The organism is Streptomyces minutiscleroticus (assembly GCF_014650875.1).
Lineage (GTDB): Bacteria > Actinomycetota > Actinomycetes > Streptomycetales > Streptomycetaceae > Streptomyces > Streptomyces minutiscleroticus.
On sequence record NZ_BMVU01000018.1, the window covers coordinates 25,507 to 47,374 of the forward strand.

The 21,868-nt window shown below is 70.8% G+C and carries 16 protein-coding genes and 3 pseudogenes; 12 read left to right on the top strand and 7 right to left on the bottom strand.

Annotated elements, in window-relative coordinates:
• Positions 1–640 precede the first annotated feature (640 nt).
• A complete protein-coding gene (locus tag IE271_RS18965; protein ID WP_190191536.1) occupies positions 641–823 on the bottom strand; it encodes a hypothetical protein in 183 nt (60 codons plus the stop codon).
• Positions 824–1,764: 941 nt separating this feature from the next.
• Here IE271_RS18965 and IE271_RS18970 point away from each other — a divergent pair.
• Together IE271_RS18970 and IE271_RS18975 are read left to right on the top strand one after the other, a co-directional pair.
• Positions 1,765–2,649 (top strand): MEDS and STAS domain-containing protein, encoded by an 885-nt coding sequence (locus IE271_RS18970; protein ID WP_190191537.1) that lies wholly within the window; start codon positions 1,765–1,767, stop codon positions 2,647–2,649.
• Positions 2,646–3,068, top strand: coding sequence for an ATP-binding protein (locus tag IE271_RS18975; protein ID WP_190191538.1), 423 nt, complete (start codon positions 2,646–2,648; stop codon positions 3,066–3,068). The genes IE271_RS18970 and IE271_RS18975 overlap by 4 nt, the downstream gene beginning before the upstream one ends.
• Positions 3,069–3,334: 266 nt before the next feature.
• On the opposite strand, the gene IE271_RS18980 is transcribed toward IE271_RS18975, so the two are convergent.
• Together IE271_RS18980 and uvrA are read right to left on the bottom strand one after the other, a co-directional pair.
• Entirely contained in the window at positions 3,335–3,514 is a 180-nt protein-coding gene (locus tag IE271_RS18980; RefSeq protein ID WP_229919421.1) for a hypothetical protein, read from the bottom strand.
• A gap of 193 nt (positions 3,515–3,707) precedes the next feature.
• Positions 3,708–6,176 (bottom strand): excinuclease ABC subunit UvrA, encoded by a 2,469-nt coding sequence (gene uvrA, locus IE271_RS18985; protein WP_190191539.1) that lies wholly within the window; start codon positions 6,174–6,176, stop codon positions 3,708–3,710.
• 692 nt (positions 6,177–6,868) lie between these two features.
• On the opposite strand from uvrA, the gene IE271_RS18990 reads away from it, so the two are divergent.
• From IE271_RS18990 to IE271_RS19005, 4 genes are all read left to right on the top strand, one after another.
• Entirely contained in the window at positions 6,869–7,987 is a 1,119-nt protein-coding gene (locus IE271_RS18990; protein WP_190191540.1) for a hypothetical protein, read from the top strand.
• Between the two features lie 292 nt (positions 7,988–8,279).
• On the top strand, positions 8,280–9,455 hold the full coding sequence (locus IE271_RS18995) for a glutathione-independent formaldehyde dehydrogenase (protein WP_190191541.1): 1,176 nt from the start codon (positions 8,280–8,282) through the stop codon (positions 9,453–9,455).
• A gap of 395 nt (positions 9,456–9,850) precedes the next feature.
• Complete coding sequence (locus IE271_RS19000; protein ID WP_190191542.1) at positions 9,851–10,789, top strand: SRPBCC family protein; 939 nt, start codon at positions 9,851–9,853, stop codon at positions 10,787–10,789.
• Entirely contained in the window at positions 10,786–11,961 is a 1,176-nt protein-coding gene (locus IE271_RS19005) for a zinc-dependent alcohol dehydrogenase (RefSeq protein ID WP_190191543.1), read from the top strand. The genes IE271_RS19000 and IE271_RS19005 overlap by 4 nt, the downstream gene beginning before the upstream one ends.
• Positions 11,962–12,177: 216 nt before the next feature.
• Here IE271_RS19005 and IE271_RS19010 read toward each other — a convergent pair whose 3' ends face one another.
• The gene (locus IE271_RS19010; RefSeq protein WP_190191544.1) at positions 12,178–15,873 is read right to left on the bottom strand and encodes a terpene synthase family protein; all 3,696 of its coding nucleotides are present in this window, start codon (positions 15,871–15,873) and stop codon (positions 12,178–12,180) included.
• A gap of 179 nt (positions 15,874–16,052) precedes the next feature.
• On the opposite strand from IE271_RS19010, the pseudogene IE271_RS44355 reads away from it, so the two are divergent.
• The 4 genes and pseudogenes from IE271_RS44355 to IE271_RS19025 form a co-directional block, all read left to right on the top strand.
• Positions 16,053–16,520, top strand: a pseudogene (locus IE271_RS44355) (HalD/BesD family halogenase); the annotation flags it as partial.
• A gap of 19 nt (positions 16,521–16,539) precedes the next feature.
• Positions 16,540–16,782 (top strand): annotated as a pseudogene (locus IE271_RS44360) (IS701 family transposase); the annotation flags it as partial.
• Between the two features lie 190 nt (positions 16,783–16,972).
• Positions 16,973–17,278, top strand: a complete 306-nt coding sequence (locus tag IE271_RS43975; protein ID WP_373308794.1) for a transposase — start codon at positions 16,973–16,975, stop codon at positions 17,276–17,278.
• Positions 17,181–17,468, top strand: coding sequence for a transposase (locus tag IE271_RS19025; RefSeq protein WP_190191547.1), 288 nt, complete (start codon positions 17,181–17,183; stop codon positions 17,466–17,468). Before IE271_RS43975 ends, IE271_RS19025 begins: the two co-directional genes overlap by 98 nt.
• Here the strand turns inward: IE271_RS19025 and IE271_RS19030 are convergent.
• Positions 17,425–17,961: pseudogene (locus IE271_RS19030) on the bottom strand (hypothetical protein). The gene IE271_RS19025 and the pseudogene IE271_RS19030 sit on opposite strands and share 44 nt — an antisense overlap.
• Before the next feature lie 111 nt (positions 17,962–18,072).
• Positions 18,073–18,879 carry an NADPH-dependent F420 reductase gene (locus IE271_RS19035; protein ID WP_190191548.1) on the bottom strand — a complete coding sequence of 269 codons (807 nt, stop codon included), beginning with the start codon at positions 18,877–18,879 and terminating at the stop codon, positions 18,073–18,075.
• Between the two features lie 79 nt (positions 18,880–18,958).
• On the opposite strand from IE271_RS19035, the gene IE271_RS19040 reads away from it, so the two are divergent.
• Entirely contained in the window at positions 18,959–19,807 is an 849-nt protein-coding gene (locus IE271_RS19040) for a LysR family transcriptional regulator (RefSeq protein WP_190191624.1), read from the top strand.
• A gap of 41 nt (positions 19,808–19,848) precedes the next feature.
• On the opposite strand, the gene IE271_RS19045 is transcribed toward IE271_RS19040, so the two are convergent.
• Positions 19,849–20,754 carry an oxidoreductase gene (locus IE271_RS19045; RefSeq protein ID WP_190191549.1) on the bottom strand — a complete coding sequence of 302 codons (906 nt, stop codon included), beginning with the start codon at positions 20,752–20,754 and terminating at the stop codon, positions 19,849–19,851.
• A gap of 137 nt (positions 20,755–20,891) precedes the next feature.
• Between IE271_RS19045 and IE271_RS19050 the strand changes: the two genes are divergently transcribed.
• Positions 20,892–21,791 carry a helix-turn-helix transcriptional regulator gene (locus tag IE271_RS19050; RefSeq protein WP_190191550.1) on the top strand — a complete coding sequence of 300 codons (900 nt, stop codon included), beginning with the start codon at positions 20,892–20,894 and terminating at the stop codon, positions 21,789–21,791.
• Positions 21,792–21,868 lie beyond the last annotated feature (77 nt).

Genomic DNA, 21,868 nt, shown 5'->3' on the forward strand with positions numbered 1-21,868 from the left:
GACACCGCCGCGTGCCCGCCGGGGACGTTCCGCTGCCGCCCAATCGCAACGCCTGCCGCAACAGCCTGTCGCGCGTCAGCCAGTCCGGGCACCGGGCAGCTGCCCGCCCCTCCCCGGCTCCAGCACCCGGAGGCCTCGCCGACGCGCAACGGGCCGCAGGCTTCGTCCCCGAAGCCGCCCCGCACTCCCGCACCCACCTCATTTTCAGTGGCCGAGAAGGGCGGCACAGGGGACGTCATACCGTCCACCGAGGCGAACAGATGGCCTGACCTGCGGCGACTCCCGAGCCTGTCGCGCCGGGGGTTACCGGTTGTTTGATCCGTTGTCGTGCCGGGCGACGGGAGGGTGCGCAGCGGCCGAAGAGCCAGCCCCAAAGCCGGGGTCGCCGCCTCAGGACCCCGGCCGGCTCTCGGACACACGTGGCGCAGCGGTCGCCGACCTGCAGGCCGGGGCCGGAGCAGGGGCGGGCGCCACGTCTGGGGCAGGGCCAGGCGGTGGCCTCGCGGCGCCGGCGGACGGCTCGAGCACGCTGACGATCGGCGGCGGCAGGCGGCCAGGTCATCGGGGTCGGCAAGGGCGGCGGTGAGGGTTTCCCAGTCCTTGTGGCCGTAGCGCCACCAGATCGACCCGTGCGGGCCTTTCACGGCCAGCAGGCCGAGGGGCGGGGTACGGCCCTCGAAGTCGCGGTAGCCATGGTGCCCCCGCCCTTCTCTTCTGGGCGCACCTCGCTGTGCCAGGTGCGCTTCCAGTGGTGCCGGCAGAGCCGGTTGAGGTGGCTGGTCCGGTTCAGCAGCGCCTTCTCGCCGACGCTCCTGGTGAACACGACCGCGACCGGGGATACGCAGGCCGCTGTCCGCGGCCGGGGGCCGCGTACGGCCAGAAGGCGTGCCACAGCGCCGGGCCCGCAAGGCTCCGGCTGCGGGCCGGGCGCTGGAGAAGGCCGCTCTTGTGCGTCAGGACCTACGACCTCCCGGTGCCATTGTCGACCTCGATGAACGGCAGCTCGGGGCTGGCGCCTGGCGGAACGTGGACGAGGTCGACGTGTGGCGAGCCGCGCGCGAGGCGAACGTCTCGGCGACGGGCAGGGCGACCTCGGTGGTCCAGGCGGCCAGTGAAGCCGGTCCCGACAGGCGTCCCTCGAGGACCGGCGGCACAGCGGCCGGGGTGCGGGAGCCGGGCAGAGGCGGCTCCGGCGCCGTCTGCGCAGGAAGGCTGCGAGAGTGCCGGCGGCTTCCCGGGCCTGTGCGGTGCCGGAGGCGGCAGCGCACTTGGCGGTGCCGCCCGTCTCGCGTGGGAGACGGGCCAGCGCGCGGACGCGGTCGCCGGTCCGGCCCGCATCAGGTGCCGCAGGGGGTGCGCGACCAGGCGGCGGTCCCGGCCTGTGAGCCGGCCAGACGCATTCAGCTGTCCGCCCACTGCCCCTTTGCCCCACGTCGCCGGACAGGTCCAGCCGGGCGATCACCGGCCGGCCAGTTGCACTTGTGCCTCCCCAACGGCATCGCAAGACACCGCAAGTTCGCAAGGAGCCCGGCATCGTGCCGGAACGGAAGGAGCCTGACGGCCGGTGGCGGCCGGGCGCGGGCAGAAACGGTCCGGTGAGCCGCATAAGCAGTCGCTGAGCGAGCCGTCCGGGGTGGCGATGTGGCAATTGCCTTCGGTATGGGCATCTTTGCCGGGCCGTGCGCCGGGGCTGGCTAACCTCCTTGAGTGCAGTGGCTGTCCCGCCCGTTTCCAAGAGGTGCGGGGATGAGGAAGGCAGGGATCATGCCGGTTGCAGTCGATGCCCACACCAGGGCGGTTGAGGCCATGGGCCTGGGCGATCACGCTTTCGCGCACTACGGCGACGACGACGTCCGCTGGGAGGTGCCGGCCGCCTTCACCCAGCTCGGGCTCGCCCGAGGGGACAAAGTGATCGCCATGGCGGATCCGGCCGTCCCCCACGCGCAGGTCCTCGAGCGGCTGGCCACCTGGTCGCCGGCGGCCGAGGAGGCGGTGTCCCGGGGCCATCTGGAGATCACCAGCATGCGTGCGCTCATCCATCCCCAGCGGCGCTTCACCGCCCAGCGCCAGATCAGCCGCCTGCGCGAGGAGACCGTACGCGCCCGCCGCGAGGGCTACACCGGGCTGCGCTCGGTCATCGACATGGCCTGGGTGGGAGACCTGGACATGGACGTCGAGGGAGTGATGCACCGCGAGACGCACGCGGACGCCCTCTTCACCGACCGCCACTACGCCGAGATCTGCACCTACGACCGCCGCCGCTTCACACCGAAGGTGCTGGAGGCGATGCGCGTCGGCCACCCCGTGGTCCTGCTGGAGCGGCCCGGCGAGTTGGCCGTCCACCACAGCGTCAACGGCCTGCACCTGATCGGCGACGCCGACCTGGCGACCGCCGCACGGTTCCAGGCCGCCGTGCGCGAGGCACTGACCGGTGCGACGGGAGACGGCTTCCTGCAACTGGACCTGTCGCGCGTGTGCTTTTTGTCCATGACCTGCGCACGCGCCCTGGTCCACCTGCTCACGGACGCCGCAGAACACCGGCGCGTGGAAGTCCACTGTTCGCCCTTCCACGCGCGCCTGCTGCACAAGCTGGGCGCGGGGAGCCTGACGCAGGTCGCCCTGCCCCCTTCAGAAGGACGCGCGCGGTGACCGCCACCTCAAAGACCTATGCCTTCTTCGACAACGGCCCGCTTCAGATCGCCTTCACCGCCCCCTCGCTGTCCTACCTACGGGCCCAGGTCCGCGCATGGACCGCCGAGGCCGGGCTGCCCTGGGAGCGCTGCGAGGAGTTCGTACTCGCCGTCGACGAAATAGCGGCCAACGCCGTCCTGCACGGCGGCGGCCACGGCATATTGACGATGCATCAACACCACGGCACCCTGCACTGCCAGGTGGCCGACCAGGGCCCGGGCTTCACCGACAGCGCCGCCGCGCCCGCCTGCAGCACAGAGACCGCCGAGAACGGGCGCGGCCTGTGGATGGTCCAGCAGCTGACCGACCACCTGGACATCACCACCAACATCCGAGGCACCACCGTCACCATCACCGTCACCCTCCCCACCTCCTGACCACACCCGTGCCGGCCGGTCCGGACACACTCGCCCCCGGCCCTCCCCGCACTCGGGACAGCCGCCGGCCAGGGCCGACCGTGGTGATCGCGCCGGTGCAGCTCATCGCGCTCCGCAGGGGCGGTCACCGTGCCCCTCGTGCACCCACAGACCGTACAGAGCGGCATCAGCGGGCAGGCCACGACCAGGACGCGCCGGGAACTGTCCGGACACGCACCGAAGACCACGGGTGCCGACAGCGATCACGGTCCGTTGTCCTGCGGGGCTTACTCCTTCGGTCCCGACTTTCCCGGCTGCTCACCGGTGCTGCCGGGCGGGGGCAGCACCACCCCGGCATCACTGATGCCCAACAAGTCCATGCAGTGCTCGGTGACCCGATAGAGGAACTCCACCGGATCGAAGCCGGCGACCAGCACATCGGCCGGACCGATCAACGCGGCCGTCACACGCCGCTCACGCGGAAGGGTGGGCTCTTTCCCCCGGCAGATCAGAGGCAGGGGCAGGCATGGTCAAGGCGCTTTCCGCATCGCCGGTGTCAGCGACCGCAACCGGAGACGCGCGCACGGGGACTGGGTGGAAACCACCCGCCCGCCGGGTCGCGCCGCAGGTGTCCGGGGATTCGCGATCGCGGTTCTGCCGTCAGGAGCGCGCGAGCCGGGCCGCGAGATAGGGTGCGGTGGCGCTGCGGCGGGCCCTCGCCACCTTGGCCGGTGGGCCCGCCGCGACGACCCGGCCGCCCGCGTCGCCGCCGCCCGGACCGAGGTCGATGACCCAGTCGGCGGTGGCGATCGTGTCCAGGTCGTGCTCGACGAGGACGACCGTGTTGCCGGCGTCGACGAGCCGGTGCAGCTGTCGCAGCAGTAGCACGATGTCGGCGGGGTGCAGCCCTGCCGTCGGCTCGTCGAGCAGGTAGAGCGCGTGCCCGCGGCGGGCTCGCTGCAGTTCGGTGGCCAGTTTGATGCGTTGCGCCTCACCGCCGCTGAGTTCCGTCGCGGGCTGGCCCAGCCGCAGGTATCCCAGTCCCACCTCGCGCAACGTCTCCAGACTGCGGGAGGCGGCCGGGACGGCGGAGAGGAACCCGGCGGCGGCGTCGACGGACAGCGCCAGAACTTCCGCGATGTTCTTGCCGCGGTGGGTGACTTCCAGCGTTTCGGCGTTGTACCGGGCGCCTTCGCAGGTCGGGCACGGCGCGTAGGTGCCGGGCAGGAACAGCAGTTCCACCGCGACGAATCCTTCGCCCTGGCAGGTCTCGCACCGGCCCTCGGGCACGTTGAAGGAGAACCGCCCGGCCGAGTAGCCGCGCGCCCTGGCTTCGTCCGTCGCCGCGTACAGCTTGCGCACCGCGTCGAACATCCCGGTGTAGGTGGCCAGGTTGGAACGGGGAGTTCGGCCGATGGGCCGTTGGTCGACCCGGACCAGCCGGTCGAACGACTCGACCCCCGAGGCGTCCTGGACGTCGACCTCCAGCCGCACCTCGTCGGGCTCCTGGGGTGCGAGTCCGAGGTGGCCGCGGACGACCTCGGCGAGCACCTGCGTCACCAGCGTCGACTTTCCGGAGCCGGACACGCCCGTCACCGCCGTCAGTACGCGGAGCGGTACGTCGACGGACACGTCGTGCAGATTGTGGCGGGAGACGCCGCGCAGGCGCAGCCAGCCGTGCGGTGTGCGCGGGCGGTGATCGAGCGGCTGGGCGCGCCCGGACAGGTACTGGCTCGTGGCCGACTCCCCGACCCGCTCAAGACCGGCGACCGGGCCGCTGTACAGCACGCGCCCGCCGCCGTCGCCCGCACCGGGGCCGATGTCGACGACCCAGTCCGCCCGCCGTACGACGTCCATGTCGTGCTCCACGACGAACAGTGAGTTGCCCGCCGCCTTGAGGCGGTCCAGCACGTCCAGCAGCGGTTCCGCGTCAGCCGGGTGCAGACCCGCGGAGGGTTCGTCGAGGACGTAGACGACGCCGAACAGCCCCGAGCGCAGCTGGGTGGCGATCCGCAGGCGCTGCGCCTCGCCGGGCGACAGGGTCGTCGAGCGGCGCCCGAGGCTGAGATATCCGAGGCCCAGGTCGAGCAGTACCTCGACCCGCGCGACCAGATCGCGGCAGATCCGGACCGCGACCTCGGTCGTCTCCCCGGATCGGGCGGTCGACGTGGTGGCGTCGGCCTCGGACCGCCCCGCGACGGGCCGCAGCAGCGCCACGACCTCGGTGAGCGGCATCGCGTTGATCTCGGCGACGGACCGTCCGGCGAAGGTCACCGCGAGCGCCTCGGGTCGCAGTCCGCTGCCGTGACAGGCGGGGCAGGGCACACTCCTGACGAACCGGAGCGCCCGTTCGCGCATCCTCTCGCTCCTGGAGTCGGCGAGGACGTGCATGACGTGCTTGCGGGCGCTCCAGAACTTGCCCTGGTAGCCGTAGTCGACGCGGTCCTCCTCCGGCTCGATGTACACGGAGGGCTGCTCGTCCGTGTACAGCAGCCAGTCCCGGTCCTTCTTCCTGAGCCTGCGCCACGGCCGGTCGATGTCGATCCCCAGGCCGCTCACGACACTGCGCAGGTTGGCGCCCTGCCAGGCGCCCGGCCAGGCGGCGATCGCCCCCTCGCGGATGCTCAGCGAGGGGTCCGGGACGAGCAGGTCCTCGGCGACGTCGTGCACGACGCCCAGTCCGTGGCACTCCGGGCAGGCGCCGGCCGCGGTGTTGGGAGAGAACGACTCGGCTTCCAGCCTTGCGGCCCGGGGCGGGTAGGTGCCGGCGCGGGAGTACAGCATGCGCAGCAGATTGGACAACGTGGTGATGGTACCAACCGTCGAGCGCGAGCTGGGCGATCCGCGTCGCTGCTGTAGGGCCACGGCCGGTGGCAGTCCGGTGATTTCCTGCACGTGCGGTGCGCCGACCTGCTGCAACAGCCTGCGGGCGTACGGTGCTACGGACTCGAAGTAGCGCCGCTGGGCCTCCGCGTAGAGCGTGCCGAACGCGAGCGAGGACTTGCCCGAACCGGAGACTCCGGTGAAGGCGACCATCGCGTCCCGCGGAACGTCGACATCGATGTTCCGCAGGTTGTTCTCACCGGCGCCCCGGACATGCACGAATGGGTCGGTCGCGTCCTTGTTCACCGTTCCTGATTACCTGATCGCGTCGGGAACCGCACGACAGGCGCCGTCACCGGGCCCCGCTCCCACGAGCGCTGTTCGGGAGTGCTTCGCCCTTGATCCGTATGTGGACGTGAAGGGAAGTGTGTTCCCGGGCCTCACTCTCTGCCCCTGAGGAGGATCGTTCGGCTGAAGCCTTGTGGAGCCTCCGCCCTTATGGAGCCCGCGCCGCGGGGCGACCGCCCTTCGCGCCCCCTCTCGATCCGCCCCGGCTGGGGATCCCCCCGTACCAGTCGGGGCCTTCGCCTGCCCCGTGCCGGCGTGCTTCGGCGACCGCGGTGGTCCGCCTCCCGGTGGCGCACTCGCCCGGCGGCTCAGCCCCAGGTCGCGAGCAAACGCACATGGCGGCCATGACCGAGGGGGTCGAGGGCTGCCGGCACGGCACCGTCGAGCCGCTGCTCCCGGGCCCGACATCGAAGCGAGGCGGCCGGTGGCGCGGTGTGCGGTGCCGCCCGGGGTGGCGCGGAGGTGGTGTTCGTGGTGGCGCACCCGACCGTGTGGCCCAGTGGTGGGGCAGGTCCTGCACGGGAAGCACGAGGAGATCTGACCGTACCGCCTGCACCGGTCGGCGGGAGCCAGGGTGTCACGCGGCGTCGGCGTTGCCTCGGGGCATCCTGTGGGCACTCGCGATCGGGGGCAGCCGACGAGAAGGAGCCATGCGGGTGTCGTCACAGGACGTTACGGTCATGGCCCTCCTGGCGGATCCGGACGCGCCGACGCAGATCGCTCAGCGCGTGGCCCGGATGCTTCCTGCCCGGCTCGCCGGCACGTCGGGCCGGGGGCGGCGGTTCGACGTCGAGGTGGTCAGTGAGCCCTTCACCGCGGGGACCGAGGACCTGCCCACGCTGACGCGCCGGATCGTGGAGCGCAGGAGTGCGGAGAACGGGGACGTCGTCGTGGCCCTCACCGACCTTCCGCTGCGCGCCCATGGGCGCAAGCTCGTCATGGATCTCAGTCATGAACACGGCTTGGCGCTGCTGTCCCTCCCGTCGCTGGGGAGCCTGCGTCTTCGCAGGAGGGCTCTGCGGGCGGTCGAGGAAGCCGTGCTCAGCCTGGCGGGCCCGCGAGCCACTGAGGCCGGGGAGCCTTCGCAGCATCAGCCGCTGGGACGTTTCACCGGTCGTCTTGCGCCTGTTCACCCGGGCCCGATCGGCGAGGAGGAGACCGCTGATGTGCGGTACGTCGTCACCGGGCCGCGCGGTTACCTGAGGGTGCTCGGCGGTATGGTCCGCGCCAACCGGCCGTGGCGGTTGGTGCCGGGCTTGTCGAAAGCCCTGGCGGCCGCACTGGCCACGGGGGCTGTCGCCACCGTGAACTCCACCGTGTGGAGTCTGGCCGCATCCCTGAGCACGCCACGCCTCGTGATCGCCACGGTCGGATCTGTCGCAATCATGATCAGCTGGCTGATCATAGATGCGGAGTTGTGGCATCGATCAGCAGAGGGCTCGCCGGAGGCGAGGAAGAGAGCGGCTCTCTACAACGCCTCGACGATCGCGACCGTGGGTATCGGGGTGCTCGTCTGCTACGTGGGTTTGATGGTCATCAACTGGGTGTGGGCGCTGTTCATCCTCAATGACCGCGTGTTTGCTTCCATGACGCGAACTCCGTTGCACGCCGAGGAGTACTTGACGCTGGCCTGGTTCGTCGCTTCGGTCGCCACCGTGGGCGGCGCGCTGGGATCAGGCTTGGAGAGCGACGAGGCGATCCGGGCGGCTGCCTGCTCCAAGCGCGAACAGGAACGTCGCCGCATGCTGCAGGACGACCACGACGAGTAGCTGATGGCGTGAGTCGCAGACGCGTCCGCGGTCGGCGGCCGGCCGGGGGCGAAAAATCCGCGGACCGAGCGGTGTGCGGTTGTTTCGCCTCGGAGGCAGGCGGGGACTCGGACGCCACGCCGCCGGGCCGGCCGGCAGCGGCACCGATATTCCATCAGACCCGGGTGGACAGCCCGCCAAGGCGTGCCGGAGCCACAGACTTCCGCCGTACCAGCTTCCGAAAGCCGGTCTCTTCGTACCGTCTTCCACACCACCGTGTCGCGGTCATGCCGTGACACTAGGAGAAGCCGTCATGAAAGCAGCAGTCTACGAAGGACCGCGAACGGTTACCGTGAAGGACGTACCGGACGCGAAGATCGAGCACCCCTGCGACATCATCGTCAAGATCACCGCCACCAATATCTGCGGTTCGGACCTGCACATGTACGAGGGCCGCACCTCGTTCGAGTCCGGCCGCACCCTGGGACACGAGAACATGGGCCAGGTCGTGGAGGTCGGCTCGGCCGTCCGCAAGGTCCAGGTGGGCGAGTATGTGGTCCTGCCCTTCAACATCGCCTGCGGCTTCTGCAAGCAGTGCGAGCGGGGTCTGACCAACTACTGCCTGACCATGCAGCCGGAACCGGACCTCGCGGGAGCCGCCTACGGATTCGCCGACATGGGCCCCTACCAGGGCGGCCAGGCGGAGCTGCTGCGCGTGCCCTACGGCGATTTCAACGCGCTGCGTCTGGGCGAGGACGCCGCCGAGCGGCAGACCGACTATGTGATGCTCGCCGACATCTTCCCCACCGGCTATCACGCCACCGAGATGGCCCACGTCAAACCGGGTGACCAGACCATCGTCTTCGGGGCCGGTCCCGTCGGCCTGATGGCGGCCTACTCCGCCCTGCTCAAGGGCGCCGGCCGTGTCTGGGTGGCCGACCACCAGCCCGACCGGCTGCGCAAGGCCGAGGAGATCGGGGCCATCCCGATCAACACCGCCGAGCAGGAGCCGGCGGAGGTCGTCAAGGAAGCCACCCTCGGCCTGGGCGCCGACAACGGCTGCGAATGCGTCGGCTACCAGGCACACGACCCCCAGGGACGCGAGGACGCCGGTCTCACGCTCAACGGACTGATCGACTCGGTCAGGTTCACGGGCGACATCGGTGTGGTGGGCGTGTTCCTGCCCCAGGACCCCGGCGGCGCGGAGGCACAGGGGGAGCTGGAGGCACAGGGCAAGGTCCCGATCGACTTCGGGAAGATGTGGTTCAAGGGCCAGCGCATGGGCACCGGGCAGGCGCCGGTGAAGAAGTACAACCGTGCGCTGCGGGATCTGATCGCCGGCGGGAAGGCGAAGCCGAGCTTCATCGTCTCCCACGAGTTCGGCCTGGACGAGGCCCCCACCGCCTACGAGCACTTCGACGCCCGTGACGAGGGCTGGACCAAAGTGGTCCTGCACCCCGACGGACACGGCAACGGCCACAAGCAGTAGGAAACCCCGGAGCGGCCGTCCGCCCGCCGCCCCGGACCGGTCCGGGAGAGCGGGCGGCGATCGGCCCCGGCTCCGGCCGGGGCCGGACGGGCGTCGTCGCCCGCACTGCGGTCGAACCACCAACGGTGCTCGCCCGCGTCCGGTCCGTCAAGCCGTACTCGACAGGCCGAATCCCAACCCGCTCTTGAGGTCGACCCGTGGGTGCGGCGGTGAGGACGCTTGTGGAGCCCACGGCGCGCGTCACGTCCACGCCGCGACCGGACGGCCGCGCCGCTTCGGTGACGGATCCGAGGGTTGAAGGCGCCCCACGCGGAAACTCCGGCATGGTCCGCCATACGTGCTTCGCCTTCCCCCTCACGTGGCCCGTCTTCCCCTCACCGCACGCGGGAGCACCCATGAAGACAGACACCCCCTCCACCTCTCCCCTCCAGCACGACCGGCTCGTGCGTGGCCTGGGCTGGGCCAGCGCGCTTCTGGGCGTGCCCCAGGTCGTCGCCCCGGTCGGCTTCGCCCGGGCCCTGGGCGTGGACGACACCTTCCGGCACCGCTCGGCCACGACCGCCGTCGGCGTGCGCGAGCTGGCGGCGGCGACCGGGCTGCTGGGGCGGCCTCGTCCCGCCTGGCTGTGGGGCCGCGTCGGCGGCGACCTCATGGACCTGACGATGCTGGCCCGGGCCCTGAAGAACCACGACGGCCGCGGCCTGGGCCGCACCGTCGCCGCGACCGCCGCGGTCACCGCCATCACGGCCACGGACGTCTACGCGGCCGTGACCCGCACCCACAGGAGCACCCCCATGGAACTGACCGCGGCCACCACCGTCACCGCACCCCCGGACGAGGTCTACGCCCTCTGGAGCGATCTGGAGCGGCTGCCGGACTTCATGGCGCACCTGGACGAGGTGCGCGTCACCGGAGCGCGCACCAGTCACTGGCGGGCGAACGCGCCGTTCGGCAAGGCGGTCGAATGGGACGCCGAGACCACGCAGGACGTTCCCGGCCGGCTGATCGCCTGGCGGTCGGTGGACGGTGCCGACATCGACAACTCCGGCGAGGTCCGCTTCGTGCCCGCCCCCGGTGGCCGGGGCACGGAGATTCGGGTGACCCTGCGTTACGACCTGCCCGGCGGGGCGCTCGGCAAGGCCGCGGCGCGCTACTTCGGCGAGGAACCGCACCAGCAGCTGGACGACGACCTGCGCCGCTTCAAGCAGATCGCGGAGACCGGCGAGGTCGTCCGCTCCGAGGGCGCACCCGGCGGCAAGCGGGCCCGCGGGGAATTCCCGCAGCACCCGGCCCGGCCGCTGACCGAGAACGAACTGAAGGAGGCCCTGGCATGAAGGCGAACTGCTGGACGGGACGCAACTCGGTCGAGGTGCAGGACGTGCCCGATCCCTCGATCCTCAACAGTCGCGACGCCATCGTGAAGATCACCTCGACGGCGATCTGCGGCTCCGACCTCCACCTGCTCGACGGCTACGTCCCCACCATGGAAAAGGGCGACATCATGGGCCACGAGTTCATGGGGGAGATCGTCGAGGTCGGCCCCGGCATCAGCGACGGCACACTACGCGTCGGCGACCGGGTCGTCGTGCCCTTCCCCATCGCCTGCGGCGCCTGCGCGTCCTGCCGCGCGCAGCTGTACTCGTGCTGCGAGAACACCAACCCCAATGCCGGCATCTCGGAAAAGCTCTTCGGCCACCCCACCAGCGGCATCTACGGCTACTCACACCTCACCGGCGGCTTCGCCGGCGGCCAGGCCGAATACGCCCGGGTGGCATTCGCCGACGTCAACGCCCTCAAAATCGAGTCGGACCTCAGCGACGAGCAGGTGCTGTTCCTGTCCGACATCCTGCCCACCGGGTACATGGGCGCCGACATGTGCGACATCCAGGAAGGCGACGTCGTCGCCGTCTGGGGTGCCGGGCCGGTCGGCCAGTTCGCCATGGACAGCGCCCGCGTCCTGGGCGCGGAAAAGGTCATCGCCATCGACAAGGAGACCTACCGTCTCGACATGGCCGCCGCCCAGGGCTACACGACCGTCAACTTCGAGGACGTGGACGTACGGTCGGCACTGCTGGAACTCACCGGCGGCCGCGGCCCCGACAAGTGCATCGACGCGGTCGGCCTGGAAGCCACCCACGGCGCCTCCCACGTCCACCTCTACGACCGCGCCAAGCAGGCGGTCCGCTCCGAGACCGACCGGCCACACGTTCTGCGCCAGGCCATCGTGTCCTGCCGCAGCGGCGGCACAGTGTCGGTCATCGGCGTCTACGGCGGGCTGATCGACAAGTTCCCGGCGGGCGCCTGGATGAACAGGTCCCTGACCCTGCGCACCGGACAGTGCCACGTGCAGAGGTACATGCAACCGCTGCTGGGCCTGATCGAACAAGGCACGATCGACCCCACCCGGATCATCACCCACCGCCTGCCCCTGACCGAGGCACCAACCGGCTACGACCTGTTCAAGAACAAGAAGGACCACTGCGAAAAAGTCGTCCTCACACCGTGAGAACCGCGCCGGCACTCCGAACCGGTCGACCAGCCGTCCGACCATCATCGGCACCGGTAGGGTCAGCGCGGTCGTCACACCGACCAGGACACCGATCGTCGCCAGGTCCAGGTGGGTGGCCCTCAGGAAGTACAGCATCGACAGGGGCAGATACAGGCCCGTGCCCGCGGAGTCGACCGCCACTGCCACCTACGGCCGCGTGGTGGGTGCTGGCGCTCATCGGCCGGTCGGCCGGCCTGTGACCGCTTGGGGGAAGGTGAACAGCTGCTCCGGGTCGTGGGCGGCCTTGACGCGTTGCATCTTCGGGTAATTCTCACCGTGGTAGGCCGCCTGCCAGTCGGCGAGTTCGGGGTCCATGCCGTTGGTGTAGCCGCCGGTGCCGAGGTGGGGCTGCATGGTGGCGTGGATGTCGCGTAGCCAGTGAAGTCGGCGATCGACGTGCGCGCGATCGGTGAACTGGTGCCAGTAGGAGTGGTATTGCACGACGCCGACGGCTGCCCGGTGCGGAAAGGCCGTGGCGTTCGGGGGCCGGTCGCTGACAGCGCCGCCGAGGGCGTCGATGAGCAGACCGCCGGCTCCGCCCACGCCGGTGAACTGGTGCAGGTGATCGAGGGATGCCGCCATCTGGGCTGCTGATGCCGGACCGAGTGGTTCGCGCACGATGTGCGACTTGGCGGCGAAGGCGACCCGCGGTCCCCAGGTGCCGCCGCCCCAGCGGTCCGTCTCGTTGGCGGCCCGTGCGTAGTCGCAGGGGACGATCATCCGGTCGGTTTCGGGTCTGCCCACTGCGGCGACCAGCCGGTCCAGCACCGGATCGAGGTCGCTGGGCGTGCCGATGAAGGTTCCGGTCACAGTGGGCTGCGAAGGCGTGCCGGAGTCACTGAGCTGCTCGAAGGCACAGGTCACCGTACGTGGTGTGGCCGGGTCGGCGTTGAAGAGCGTCCAGCCGCGCAGTACCGCCGCGGTATCGGCGGTGGACCAGCTGACCAGGAACCTGGCGTAGGTGAGGCCGCGAATGTCTTCGGTGCCGAACTCGAACGCGGTGACCGCGCCGTAGTTGCCTCCGCCTCCCCCGCACAGAGCCCAGAACAGGTCGTCGTCCGGGGACGGTGAGTCGGCGCGCACCCGGCGGATGCGGCCGTCGGCGGTGACGATCTCGACTTCTTCCAGATGGTCGCAGGCCAGGCCCCAGGCTCGGGTGAACGCGGACAGTCCGCCGCCGAGGGTGACCCCGGCCAGTCCGATGGTGGGGCACCGGCCCAGCGGCAGGCCGGCTCCGGCGGCGGCCAGCGCCTGGTGGGCCTGCCGGCCCTTGACACCGGCGCCGAACCGCGCCCGTCCGTCGCCGACGGTGCTGGAGTTGAGGGAGCTGGTGTCCAGGACGAGTCCAGGGCCGGTGGAGTATCCGGCGTAGCTGTGCCCGCCGGAGCGCAGTGCCAACGGAACACGGCTCATGCGGGCGAAGTTGACGCATTCGACCACGTCGTGGGCATCGGCCGGGTAGGCGATCGCCTGCGGACGGATGCCATCGAAACGTTGGTTGACCAGCAGGCGGGCTTGTTCGTAGGCGGCATGCTCGGGCCGGAGCAGCACACCGCGCAGGCTCGCCTCCAGTGCCGGCCAGTTCGCGGTGGAAGCGCTGGGGGCGGTACGGCGGGCCGGGATGGCCGGCAGTCGGGCGCTGCGCAGGGCGGAGAGGGTGTGGAGGTCGGTGAGCACCGGGTAGTCGAACGGCAGCGGCCGGGGGCCGACCTGATCGGGCGCAGAGGTGAATCCGCCATCGGTGTCCTGCTGCTTCAGCAGGTACGTGACCGCTCGGCCGAGGGCGAGCTGCTCGCTGTGCCGGGCGAGCACAGGGACGGCCTGGGCGGTGGAGAGCACGTCGCTGGGGTCGCCGGGAAGTTGGCCCCAGCCGCCGTCGGTGTGCTGCGTCGCGACGAGGCGCGCCACTGACCGGGCGGTGGCAGCGGCGATCCGGGCAGCGAAACCGGTGCTGGGCGCGGGGACCGCGTCCAGGGCGTCCAGGGCGCGCAGGATGGCGCTGGACTCGCTGACCGTCCAACTGCGCTCGAACGTGCCGTCGGACAGCTGGGCGTTGAGCACGAATTCGAGTGCACCAGCCAGAAGGCGCTGGTGCTGGTGCGCCCGGGGGGCCAGAGCGAGGATCGCACCGGCGGTCATGTCCAGGTCCGGGGCGTCGCCGCGGACCCAGGTGGGGAATGCGCCGTCCGGGCCGACGATGCCGGTCAGGTACCGGGTCGCCCTTGCCAGGGGTTCACGGTAGCGGTCGGGGTCGATGGCGTGCAGGAACTCCATGCAGCGGGCGGTGGTGTCCACGTCGGTCTGCTGCATGCCGGTGGCGAACGGCCAGCCCCCGTCCGGGGCCTGCCAGGACGCCACGAGATCAGCCATCCGGGGCACGAACCGTGCCAAGGTGTCCTCACCGGTGAAGGCAAGGCCCGCCACGGCGGTCAGCCACACGTCCTGGCTGTCCAGGAACGGCATACCGTCGTCGGCGTTGACGGCCAGGCACAAACGCAGCAGACCGTCCTCGAGGACGGGGCTGCCGGGCCGGAACGTGCGCAGCGCGTGCAGGCCCAGCAGGTAGGTGGTGGCGCTGGCCTCCCACAGCACCCGGTTGCGGCCCGCCGACATCAGCGACACCAGACGGCTCCGCTCCGCCTCGGTGACCATGTGCGGGCGGCCGCAGGCGTGCGCGTGAATGATACGAGTCGACAGCACGTGCACGTCGGTGAAGGTCGTGATGCCCTCCGGACCCACCGGAGCGGGAGCATCGCTGTCGTCCAGGGCCGAGCCACACAGCAGATGCAGCACCGTGTTCAGCATGACCGCCTTGAGCCGCCCGCGCCCGGCAGTGCCGCTACCGACCGACATGGGCAGACCGGCGGCTTCGTCCAGCGCGCGATCGGCCATGCCCGCCGGGTCGAGGCAGGCGTCGATCAGCAGGGCATCCAGCCTGCTCGCCCCGGGCCGGCGCCGGCGCAGGAAGCCGGTGAGCCCAGCCTGCTCACCGGGCTCAGCTCCTTGGGCACGCAGCAGGGCCAGCAGCAGAGTGGTCTCCAGCACGCGGCTGCCGCACCGGTCGTCCACATGGCCGGCCGCATCCACAGCGACGGCCAAGTGCTGCGCCAGCGCACGAACGCCGCGCTCGGGAACATCGGCGGTGATGCAGCCGCCTGCGGGGTTGCGGTGGGTCTCTCGTTGCCAGGCAAGACAGCCGTCCCGTACGCGACGGATGATCGCGGCCCGCCCGCCGTGCGCGGCCCGGTCGAAGTCGTCCATGCGCTCGGCCAGCATGTCCCGGGCCAGTGCCGCGGCCCGGGAGGGGCTGCACCGGTGGTGGCGGGCGAGCACGCTGATGAGATTCTCCGTGCCCTCGTCCACCTCCCGCGGCGCGGAACGCAGGTCGTTGGCCCAGGCGATGATGTCGGCGGCCGCCTCCCGCAGTCCGTCGAGCCCGTCCGCTGCGGGCAAGGCCCGCTCCACCACGGCGCACACCGGCAGCACCGTGATGGTGCGGCGGCGCAAAGCCAGGTAGTCGTCGAGTCCGAGGCGTTCGCCACGGGCGCGCAGCCGGATCTCGGTGACTGTGGCGTCGGCGAAGTCCCGGTACAGCGCGAGGAAGCGCTGCCTCCAGGCCGGTCGGGCCGCGATTCTGGTGCGCTCCCACAGATCGGCGAGTGCCCGTACCGCCGGCGGGGCCGACACCGGGTACCTTGTTCCGTCCGCGGCGCTGAGCACGTCCAAAAGCCGGTCCAGCACATCCCGGGCCTGCTGCGGTGACTGGCCGTGCCGGTCAAAGCCGTCGTCGACCGAAGCGATGAAGGCGCTCCACTGCGCGACCAGCACCAGCTCCGCCTGGACAGCCTGAGGAGCCAGCCAGCCGGCCATCCTCCCGTGCCCCATCCGCGCCAGCCGCCGCGTCTCCTCCCCACCAGTCACAAGGCCGTGGCGTGCCGCCCAAGAACGCACCTCGCGTTCGGCATGCACCCACTGGGAACTGCATACCGTGACCACGTGCCCATTCAGGCAGGCATCGATACCTGGGCGGTCGACAGACCCGGTGAGCAGTGTCTGGCTCATGCCCCACTGACGGCTCATGGCACCACCGGCGCGAGGAGCGCGCCCGTCCTTCGCACCCCGTCGTCGGCGACGTCACCGTCATACACCGAGAAGCCAAAGGGCGGTACTCGCTCTCGCATCTCATCCTCCATGCCGTCCGTTCGCGGCATGCGCCGCTCACCCCAGGACACCCTGACCAGGCCCGCCGGGGTCCAGGCCGCAGCGGTAAACCACCCCTCCGTGCGAATTCACCCCCTCGGCGGTCATGGCATTGCCCGGGAGTCCCGACTGATCCCCCGCCTTATGAGGACCAGGGGCTGCTGTTGCTCGTCGGCCTTGCCGTCGGTGAACGCGTCGTCGCCGTCCCGGACGCGCTGGAGCGGCACGTACTGAACATCCTGCACCGCGAGGGCGACACCCACGGCGCCCATACCGACGACTACCCCTGCGCCCTCGTCCTGTTCCTCGAGGCTCCGCACCACCCGCTGGACGGTGGCCTCGCCGAGTCCACGTCCACCGGCCGACCTGACCGAGATCGCCCGCCTCCACGGCCTGCGGCCATGGATCGAGCAGAGCTGACAACAGATCAAGGACGAACTCGGCTGAGCCGACTTCCAAGTCCGCTCCAACCGTGCCATCGGCCGCCACCAGACCCTGGTCAACTGCGCCTTCTCCTTCTGCTGGGACCAGTGGTTCACCCCGCCCGGCCCCCTGGACGCCATCGCGCCGGGCCCCTGCACCCATCCGCTGAGGGTGAAGGGGTTCGCCCACCGGCGGGTGAGGAACGACGAGGGGGACGCCGCCGACCCGGCGGATCTGTTGCGGCTGGGACGGCTGCCGAAAGCATGGCCTGGCCCGGGAGTTCCACGACCGGCTGCACGGACAGGTGCGCGAAACGCTGGGCCGCGACGCGGCACCGACGGCCGGTGTGATCGACTCGCAGTCGGTCAAGGCGGACGCCGTCGTCGCAACGGACAGCCGCGGCTTCGACGGCGGCAAGCTCATCAACGGCCGCAAGCGGCACGTCCTGGTCGACACGCTCGGCCTGCTGCTGGACGTGAGGGTCACCGCCGCGTACACCGGTGACCGCACCGCGGCCCACGTGCTGCACGGGCAGGTCCGACATGCACCACCAGATGGAACTCCTCTGGGCCGACAGCGGCTACACCGGCGGCTTCGCCGCCCACTGCCTGGCCACGCTCGCGCTGGTCCTGCCGATCGTGAAACGCAGTGACGACATGCGCGGCTTCGTGGTGCTGTCCAAGCGGTGGATCGTCGAGCGGTTCTTCGCCCACCTGATGCGCATCCGCCCTCTGGTGCGCGACTTCGAACGCCGCACCGCCAGTGCCGAGGCGATGGTCTACTGGTCGATGACCCTGCTCATGACGCGCCGTCCTGCCCGGCCACACCCTGAGCGAGGGTGAACCGACCCGGCCGCCACTCGGCCGGCCAGCCCCACGAGATCAGGCGTTTCACCTTCGACCGCAGTGCCTCAACCGAGGCCGGCACCGCGTCCAGGCCGAACGCCACGGCCAACTCCTGCCAGGTCAGCGGCGCTTGGCAGAGCCGATGCCGGTCCGCGAGCGCGGTGAGGATGCGCTGATAGTCCACCGACAGCACCGATCAGACCAGCCCCTCACGCCGCATCGGTACCTGCGACTTCGGTTTCGCGGCCTGCTCAGGCATCGAGCGCGTGCCCTCGGCCTGCGGGCCGGAGGCGGCCTCTTGACCAGCGGCCATGCCCATGTCCGGAGCCAGGACGGCGCCCACCTGCCTGCGGGCAGTCGCCCACTCCTGCCATTCCTGCTCGGCCGCGGACAGTTCGGCCTGGAGGCGGTCTGCTTCCTCACGCACCCCGTCGACTCGACGGCGAGCGGCGAGTTCGCGCTGTTCCAGCAGTCCGACAACCGACGGCATCCGCGAGCTCCCGGGAGCGATGACACGACACGTCACCACTCCCGCCAAACCACCAACCCCATGCCTGACCAGCGAAAACTCCGCCTACAGATTCGGAACGGCAACAGCCGCTTACATCCGGAAACCTGCGGGTCCGCGTACTGCGGCCACAGCGAGTTCCTTGATGCGGGCGGCCGGGACGGGGATGCCGGTGGCCTGCTGGGCCCAGGCCACGAATTCCTGCGGAGCGAGACCTGACGGCGGCTGCCCGATGTACGGAAGGGCGTACAGGGGGGTGTTGGGTTCGCTGCGCCAGCTCTCGGCCAGTGTGCCGAGGTCCACGGTGTCGAAGCCGAGAACGTCCAGCAGGTCGGCCACCTCCTTCTTGGCGTTCGCGTCGTCCCCGGACAGCGGCAGCGCGGTGCGGTCACCGGCTCCGGCAGGGCGGAACAGCTCCAGCAGCTGCTTGGGGCCGATATTGTGCAGTGCCTTCACCACCCGGCTGTCTGCGAGGTGGCGCTGCACCAGTTCACTGGAGGTCAGCTCGTTGCTGTCGAGCTGTGGAACCGAGAAGCCTGGATACAGCGCGTAGTTCATCGGGTCGATCACGGTCTTGCCGGAAAGCTCGGCTCGGGGCAGCCGCTCGTGGGCTGCCAGCGGCACGGCGGCGAGGACCACATCACCGGCGCTCGCCGCTTCGGCCGCGGTGGCCGCGCGGGCCCGACCACCGAGTCGTGCGACCGGACCGGCCAGCGTCTCGGGACCGCGGGAGTTGCTCAGGACGACGTGCAGGCCCGCGTCGACGGCACGGCGGGCCACCGCGACGCCCACCATGCCGGTTCCGATGATTCCCAGGGTCATTTGGCTCATGCGTGTTCTCCGTTCAGGTCTCTCCGCCCCGCGGCGGTCGGCGAAGCGGCCGCTGCGGAGGGCTCGCACCCATCCCAGCGGTGACGGCCCGGGCGAACAAGGACCAAGGCCCTCCAGCAGCGATCACAAAATGTGATAGATCAGAGTGATGGAACTGAGGGCACTGCACTACTTCGTGACCGTCGCCGAGGAACTGCACTTCGGGCGGGCGGCACAACGGCTGAGCATCGTGCAGTCAGCAGTGAGCCAGCAGATCACCCGACTCGAACGCGAACTCGGGGTGCGGCTGCTGGAGCGCACCTCGCGGCGAGTGCGCCTCACCGCGGCCGGTGAACGAGTGTTGGCCGCAGCCCGGGAGACCCTCGCCGCGGCGGCCCGAGTGCAGGTAGTGGCCGGTGAAGGCGCCGCGGTCCTGCGGATCGGGACGGCCTCCTGTGCCACCTGGCGCCTTGACCGCGCGTTGGACCGCCTGCGCGTGAGTGAACGCCCTGCCGAGCCGAAGCTGATCGATCTCCCGGTGAGCGCGCGCTTGGCCGCCGTCCGCAACGGCGAGCTGGACCTGGCGCTGGTACGGGGCGCGATCGCCTCGTCATCCATGACGGTGGTGCGTGCTTGGTCCGAGCCGGTGCACGCGGTGCTCGCGCGCGATCACCCTGCCGCCGGCAGGCCGGCGGTCAGCCTGCATCACCTTGATCCACGCGGACTGCGGCTCCCCGCCCGTGACAGCGACCCGCCACTGCACGACGCGTTCCTCGCCGCCCTGCCCGTGGCCCCGCTGCGCCCGCCCGCCGGAGACCTGTCCAACGTGCTGTTCGAGGTGGGCCGCGACCCCGGGGGCTGGACACTGATGCCGGCCGAGCAGCTCACCGGGTCCCGTTCCGAGCGGTTGATCCATGTACCGTTCGATCCGCCCGTGGCCGTCGACGGCCACGTCGTCACCTCACTGGCCACCCCGAAGCCGTGCGTGACATCGTACGTGGCCGCATTCGCGGACTGATGCCCAGAAGTCGACGACCGACGGGCGTCCCGGTCCCGGGATCACAGGTAGCTGACTCCGGTCAGTTCTTCGGCCGCTGCCCAGAGTCGTTCGCCGACGGCCGGGTCGGCCGCCTCCCGGCTGAGCCGGGCCTCGGTGACCCGGCCCCGTGTCTCGAAGAGTCCGGCCGGCCCGAAGAACTGGCCGCCGCGCACACCGGGCGCGGTCGCGGCCCGCAACTGCGGCAGCGTGCCCTGCTCCACCGGCTGGGTGGCAAGCAGACCGAGCCGCGCGACCACTCGCCCGAGTCGGCCGCGGTGTTCCCAGGCACGCGGCGTCAGGTTGGTGCGGGTGAGGCCGGGGTGGGCCAGCACGCTGATGACCGGCGATCGGGCGGCGCGCAGCCGGCGGTCCAACTCGACGCCGAAGACCGTGGTGGCGAGCTTGGACCGGCCGTAGGCGGATGGGGCCCGGTAGCCGCGCTCGGACATCAGGTCGTCGAAGTCCAGGTGCGCGCTTTTGTGGGTGATCGAGCTGAGGCTGACCACACGGGCTTCCGGCGCTGCGGCCAGCGCGCCGAGCAGCAGGCCGGTCAGCGCGAAGTGGCCCAGCATGTTGGTGGCGAACTGCAGCTCGAAGCCGTCGGCGGAGGTGCGGCGCGGGCCGAGCAGGACCACGCCGGCGTTGTTGACCAGCAGATCGACGACCGGGTGATCGGAGACCAGCCCGGTGGCGAAGGCATGTACCGAGTCGAGACGGGCCAGGTCCAGTTCGCGCACCTCGACGTCGCCGCCGATCCGGCGGGCGGCCTCTGCACCGGCGGCGGTGTTACGGACGGCGAGCACCACGTGGGCGCCGTGGCGGGCCAGCTCGGCCGCGGTGACCAGGCCGAGACCCGAATTCGCTCCGGTGACGACGGCGATCCGGCCGTGCTGGTCGGGGATGCTGTCGGCGTTCCATCCGGTCATGCGCTGCTCCTGGTGGTCGTAGGCGTCGTGCGGTGGAGCAACGACGCTAGGAGCACAGCGGGCGGGTTCGCTGGTTCGCGGTTGCCTAGGTCTGCGAGACCTACCTTGAACGCGCGGAGCGGCGGCATACTTGCGGCATGGCCCATCCGTACGCTCGTGAGCTCGGTGATTTCCTGCGCGCCCGGCGCGGCAGGCTGCACCCTGGTGACGTCGGCCTGGAGCCGGGCGGCCGGCGTAAGGTCACCGGGCTGCGACGCGAGGAGGTGGCGCTGCTGGCCGGGCTGAGCACCGACTACTACCAGCGGATGGAGCAGGGGCGGGAGGTACGTCCGTCCGACGGAGTCCTGGACGCGCTCGCCGATGCGCTCGTCCTCGACGACGAGGAGCGCCAGCACCTGTTCACCCTGGCCCACGCCGTCCGCCGGCCCGTGCTCGCCCGAGTGGAGCGCGGTCTGGAGCAGGTGCCGGAGAACACACGGCGGCTGCTGCGGGTGTTGGACACCCCGGCCGTCGTACTCGGCAGGCACCTGGACCTGCTCGCCTGGAACCCGATGGCGGAGGCGCTGCTCGGCAGCCCGGCCGGCCACCCGTCGCACCGGCTCAACATGCTCCTGCTGATGTTCGACGACACGCCGACCGGCGAGCGGAGCTGTCCGGACTGGGAGCGGCAGGCTCTGGACTACATAGGCATGATGCGCACCGCCGTCGCCGCCGACCCCACGCATCCGCGAGCCACCGCGGTCGTCGGTGAACTGAGCATCCGCAGCGCCGAATTCCGGCGGTTGTGGGCCCGGCACGATGTAGGCACGTCGGTCAGCGGCACCAAGACCTTCCACGTCCCCGGGGTCGGCGACATCGTTCTGGACTGGGACACCTATCCGCTGCCCGGTACGCCCGGCCCGGTCATGCTGGTCTGGACGGCTGAGCCGGGCAGCGTCGACGCGGACCGGCTGCACCTCCTGGCATCACTGCACGCGACCCGCTCGACACCCGCCGACAGACGTTGCTCCAACGGCACGCCTGATGCCCCGCGCTGAAGCCCACAACCAGGGGGCGTTCACCAGGCTCCTGTCGTGCCGCCCGCCCACGGACCGCGCTGCGGCACACCAGGCCC

Bases quoted from the DNA above. Each gene is read 5' to 3' on its own strand.
- IE271_RS19025 (WP_190191547.1), top strand. From the start codon at position 17,181: ATGGAACTCCTCTGGGCCGACAGCGGCTACACCGGCGGCTTCGCCGCC.
- IE271_RS18990 (WP_190191540.1), top strand. From the start codon at position 6,869: ATGCGGGTGTCGTCACAGGACGTTACGGTCATGGCCCTCCTGGCGGAT.
- IE271_RS19050 (WP_190191550.1), top strand. From the start codon at position 20,892: ATGGCCCATCCGTACGCTCGTGAGCTCGGTGATTTCCTGCGCGCCCGG.
- IE271_RS19045 (WP_190191549.1), bottom strand. From the start codon at position 20,754: ATGACCGGATGGAACGCCGACAGCATCCCCGACCAGCACGGCCGGATC.
- IE271_RS19010 (WP_190191544.1), bottom strand. From the start codon at position 15,873: ATGGCCGGCTGGCTGGCTCCTCAGGCTGTCCAGGCGGAGCTGGTGCTG.
- IE271_RS19005 (WP_190191543.1), top strand. From the start codon at position 10,786: ATGAAGGCGAACTGCTGGACGGGACGCAACTCGGTCGAGGTGCAGGAC.
- IE271_RS18995 (WP_190191541.1), top strand. From the start codon at position 8,280: ATGAAAGCAGCAGTCTACGAAGGACCGCGAACGGTTACCGTGAAGGAC.
- IE271_RS18970 (WP_190191537.1), top strand. From the start codon at position 1,765: ATGCCGGTTGCAGTCGATGCCCACACCAGGGCGGTTGAGGCCATGGGC.
- IE271_RS19040 (WP_190191624.1), top strand. From the start codon at position 18,959: ATGGAACTGAGGGCACTGCACTACTTCGTGACCGTCGCCGAGGAACTG.
- IE271_RS19000 (WP_190191542.1), top strand. From the start codon at position 9,851: ATGAAGACAGACACCCCCTCCACCTCTCCCCTCCAGCACGACCGGCTC.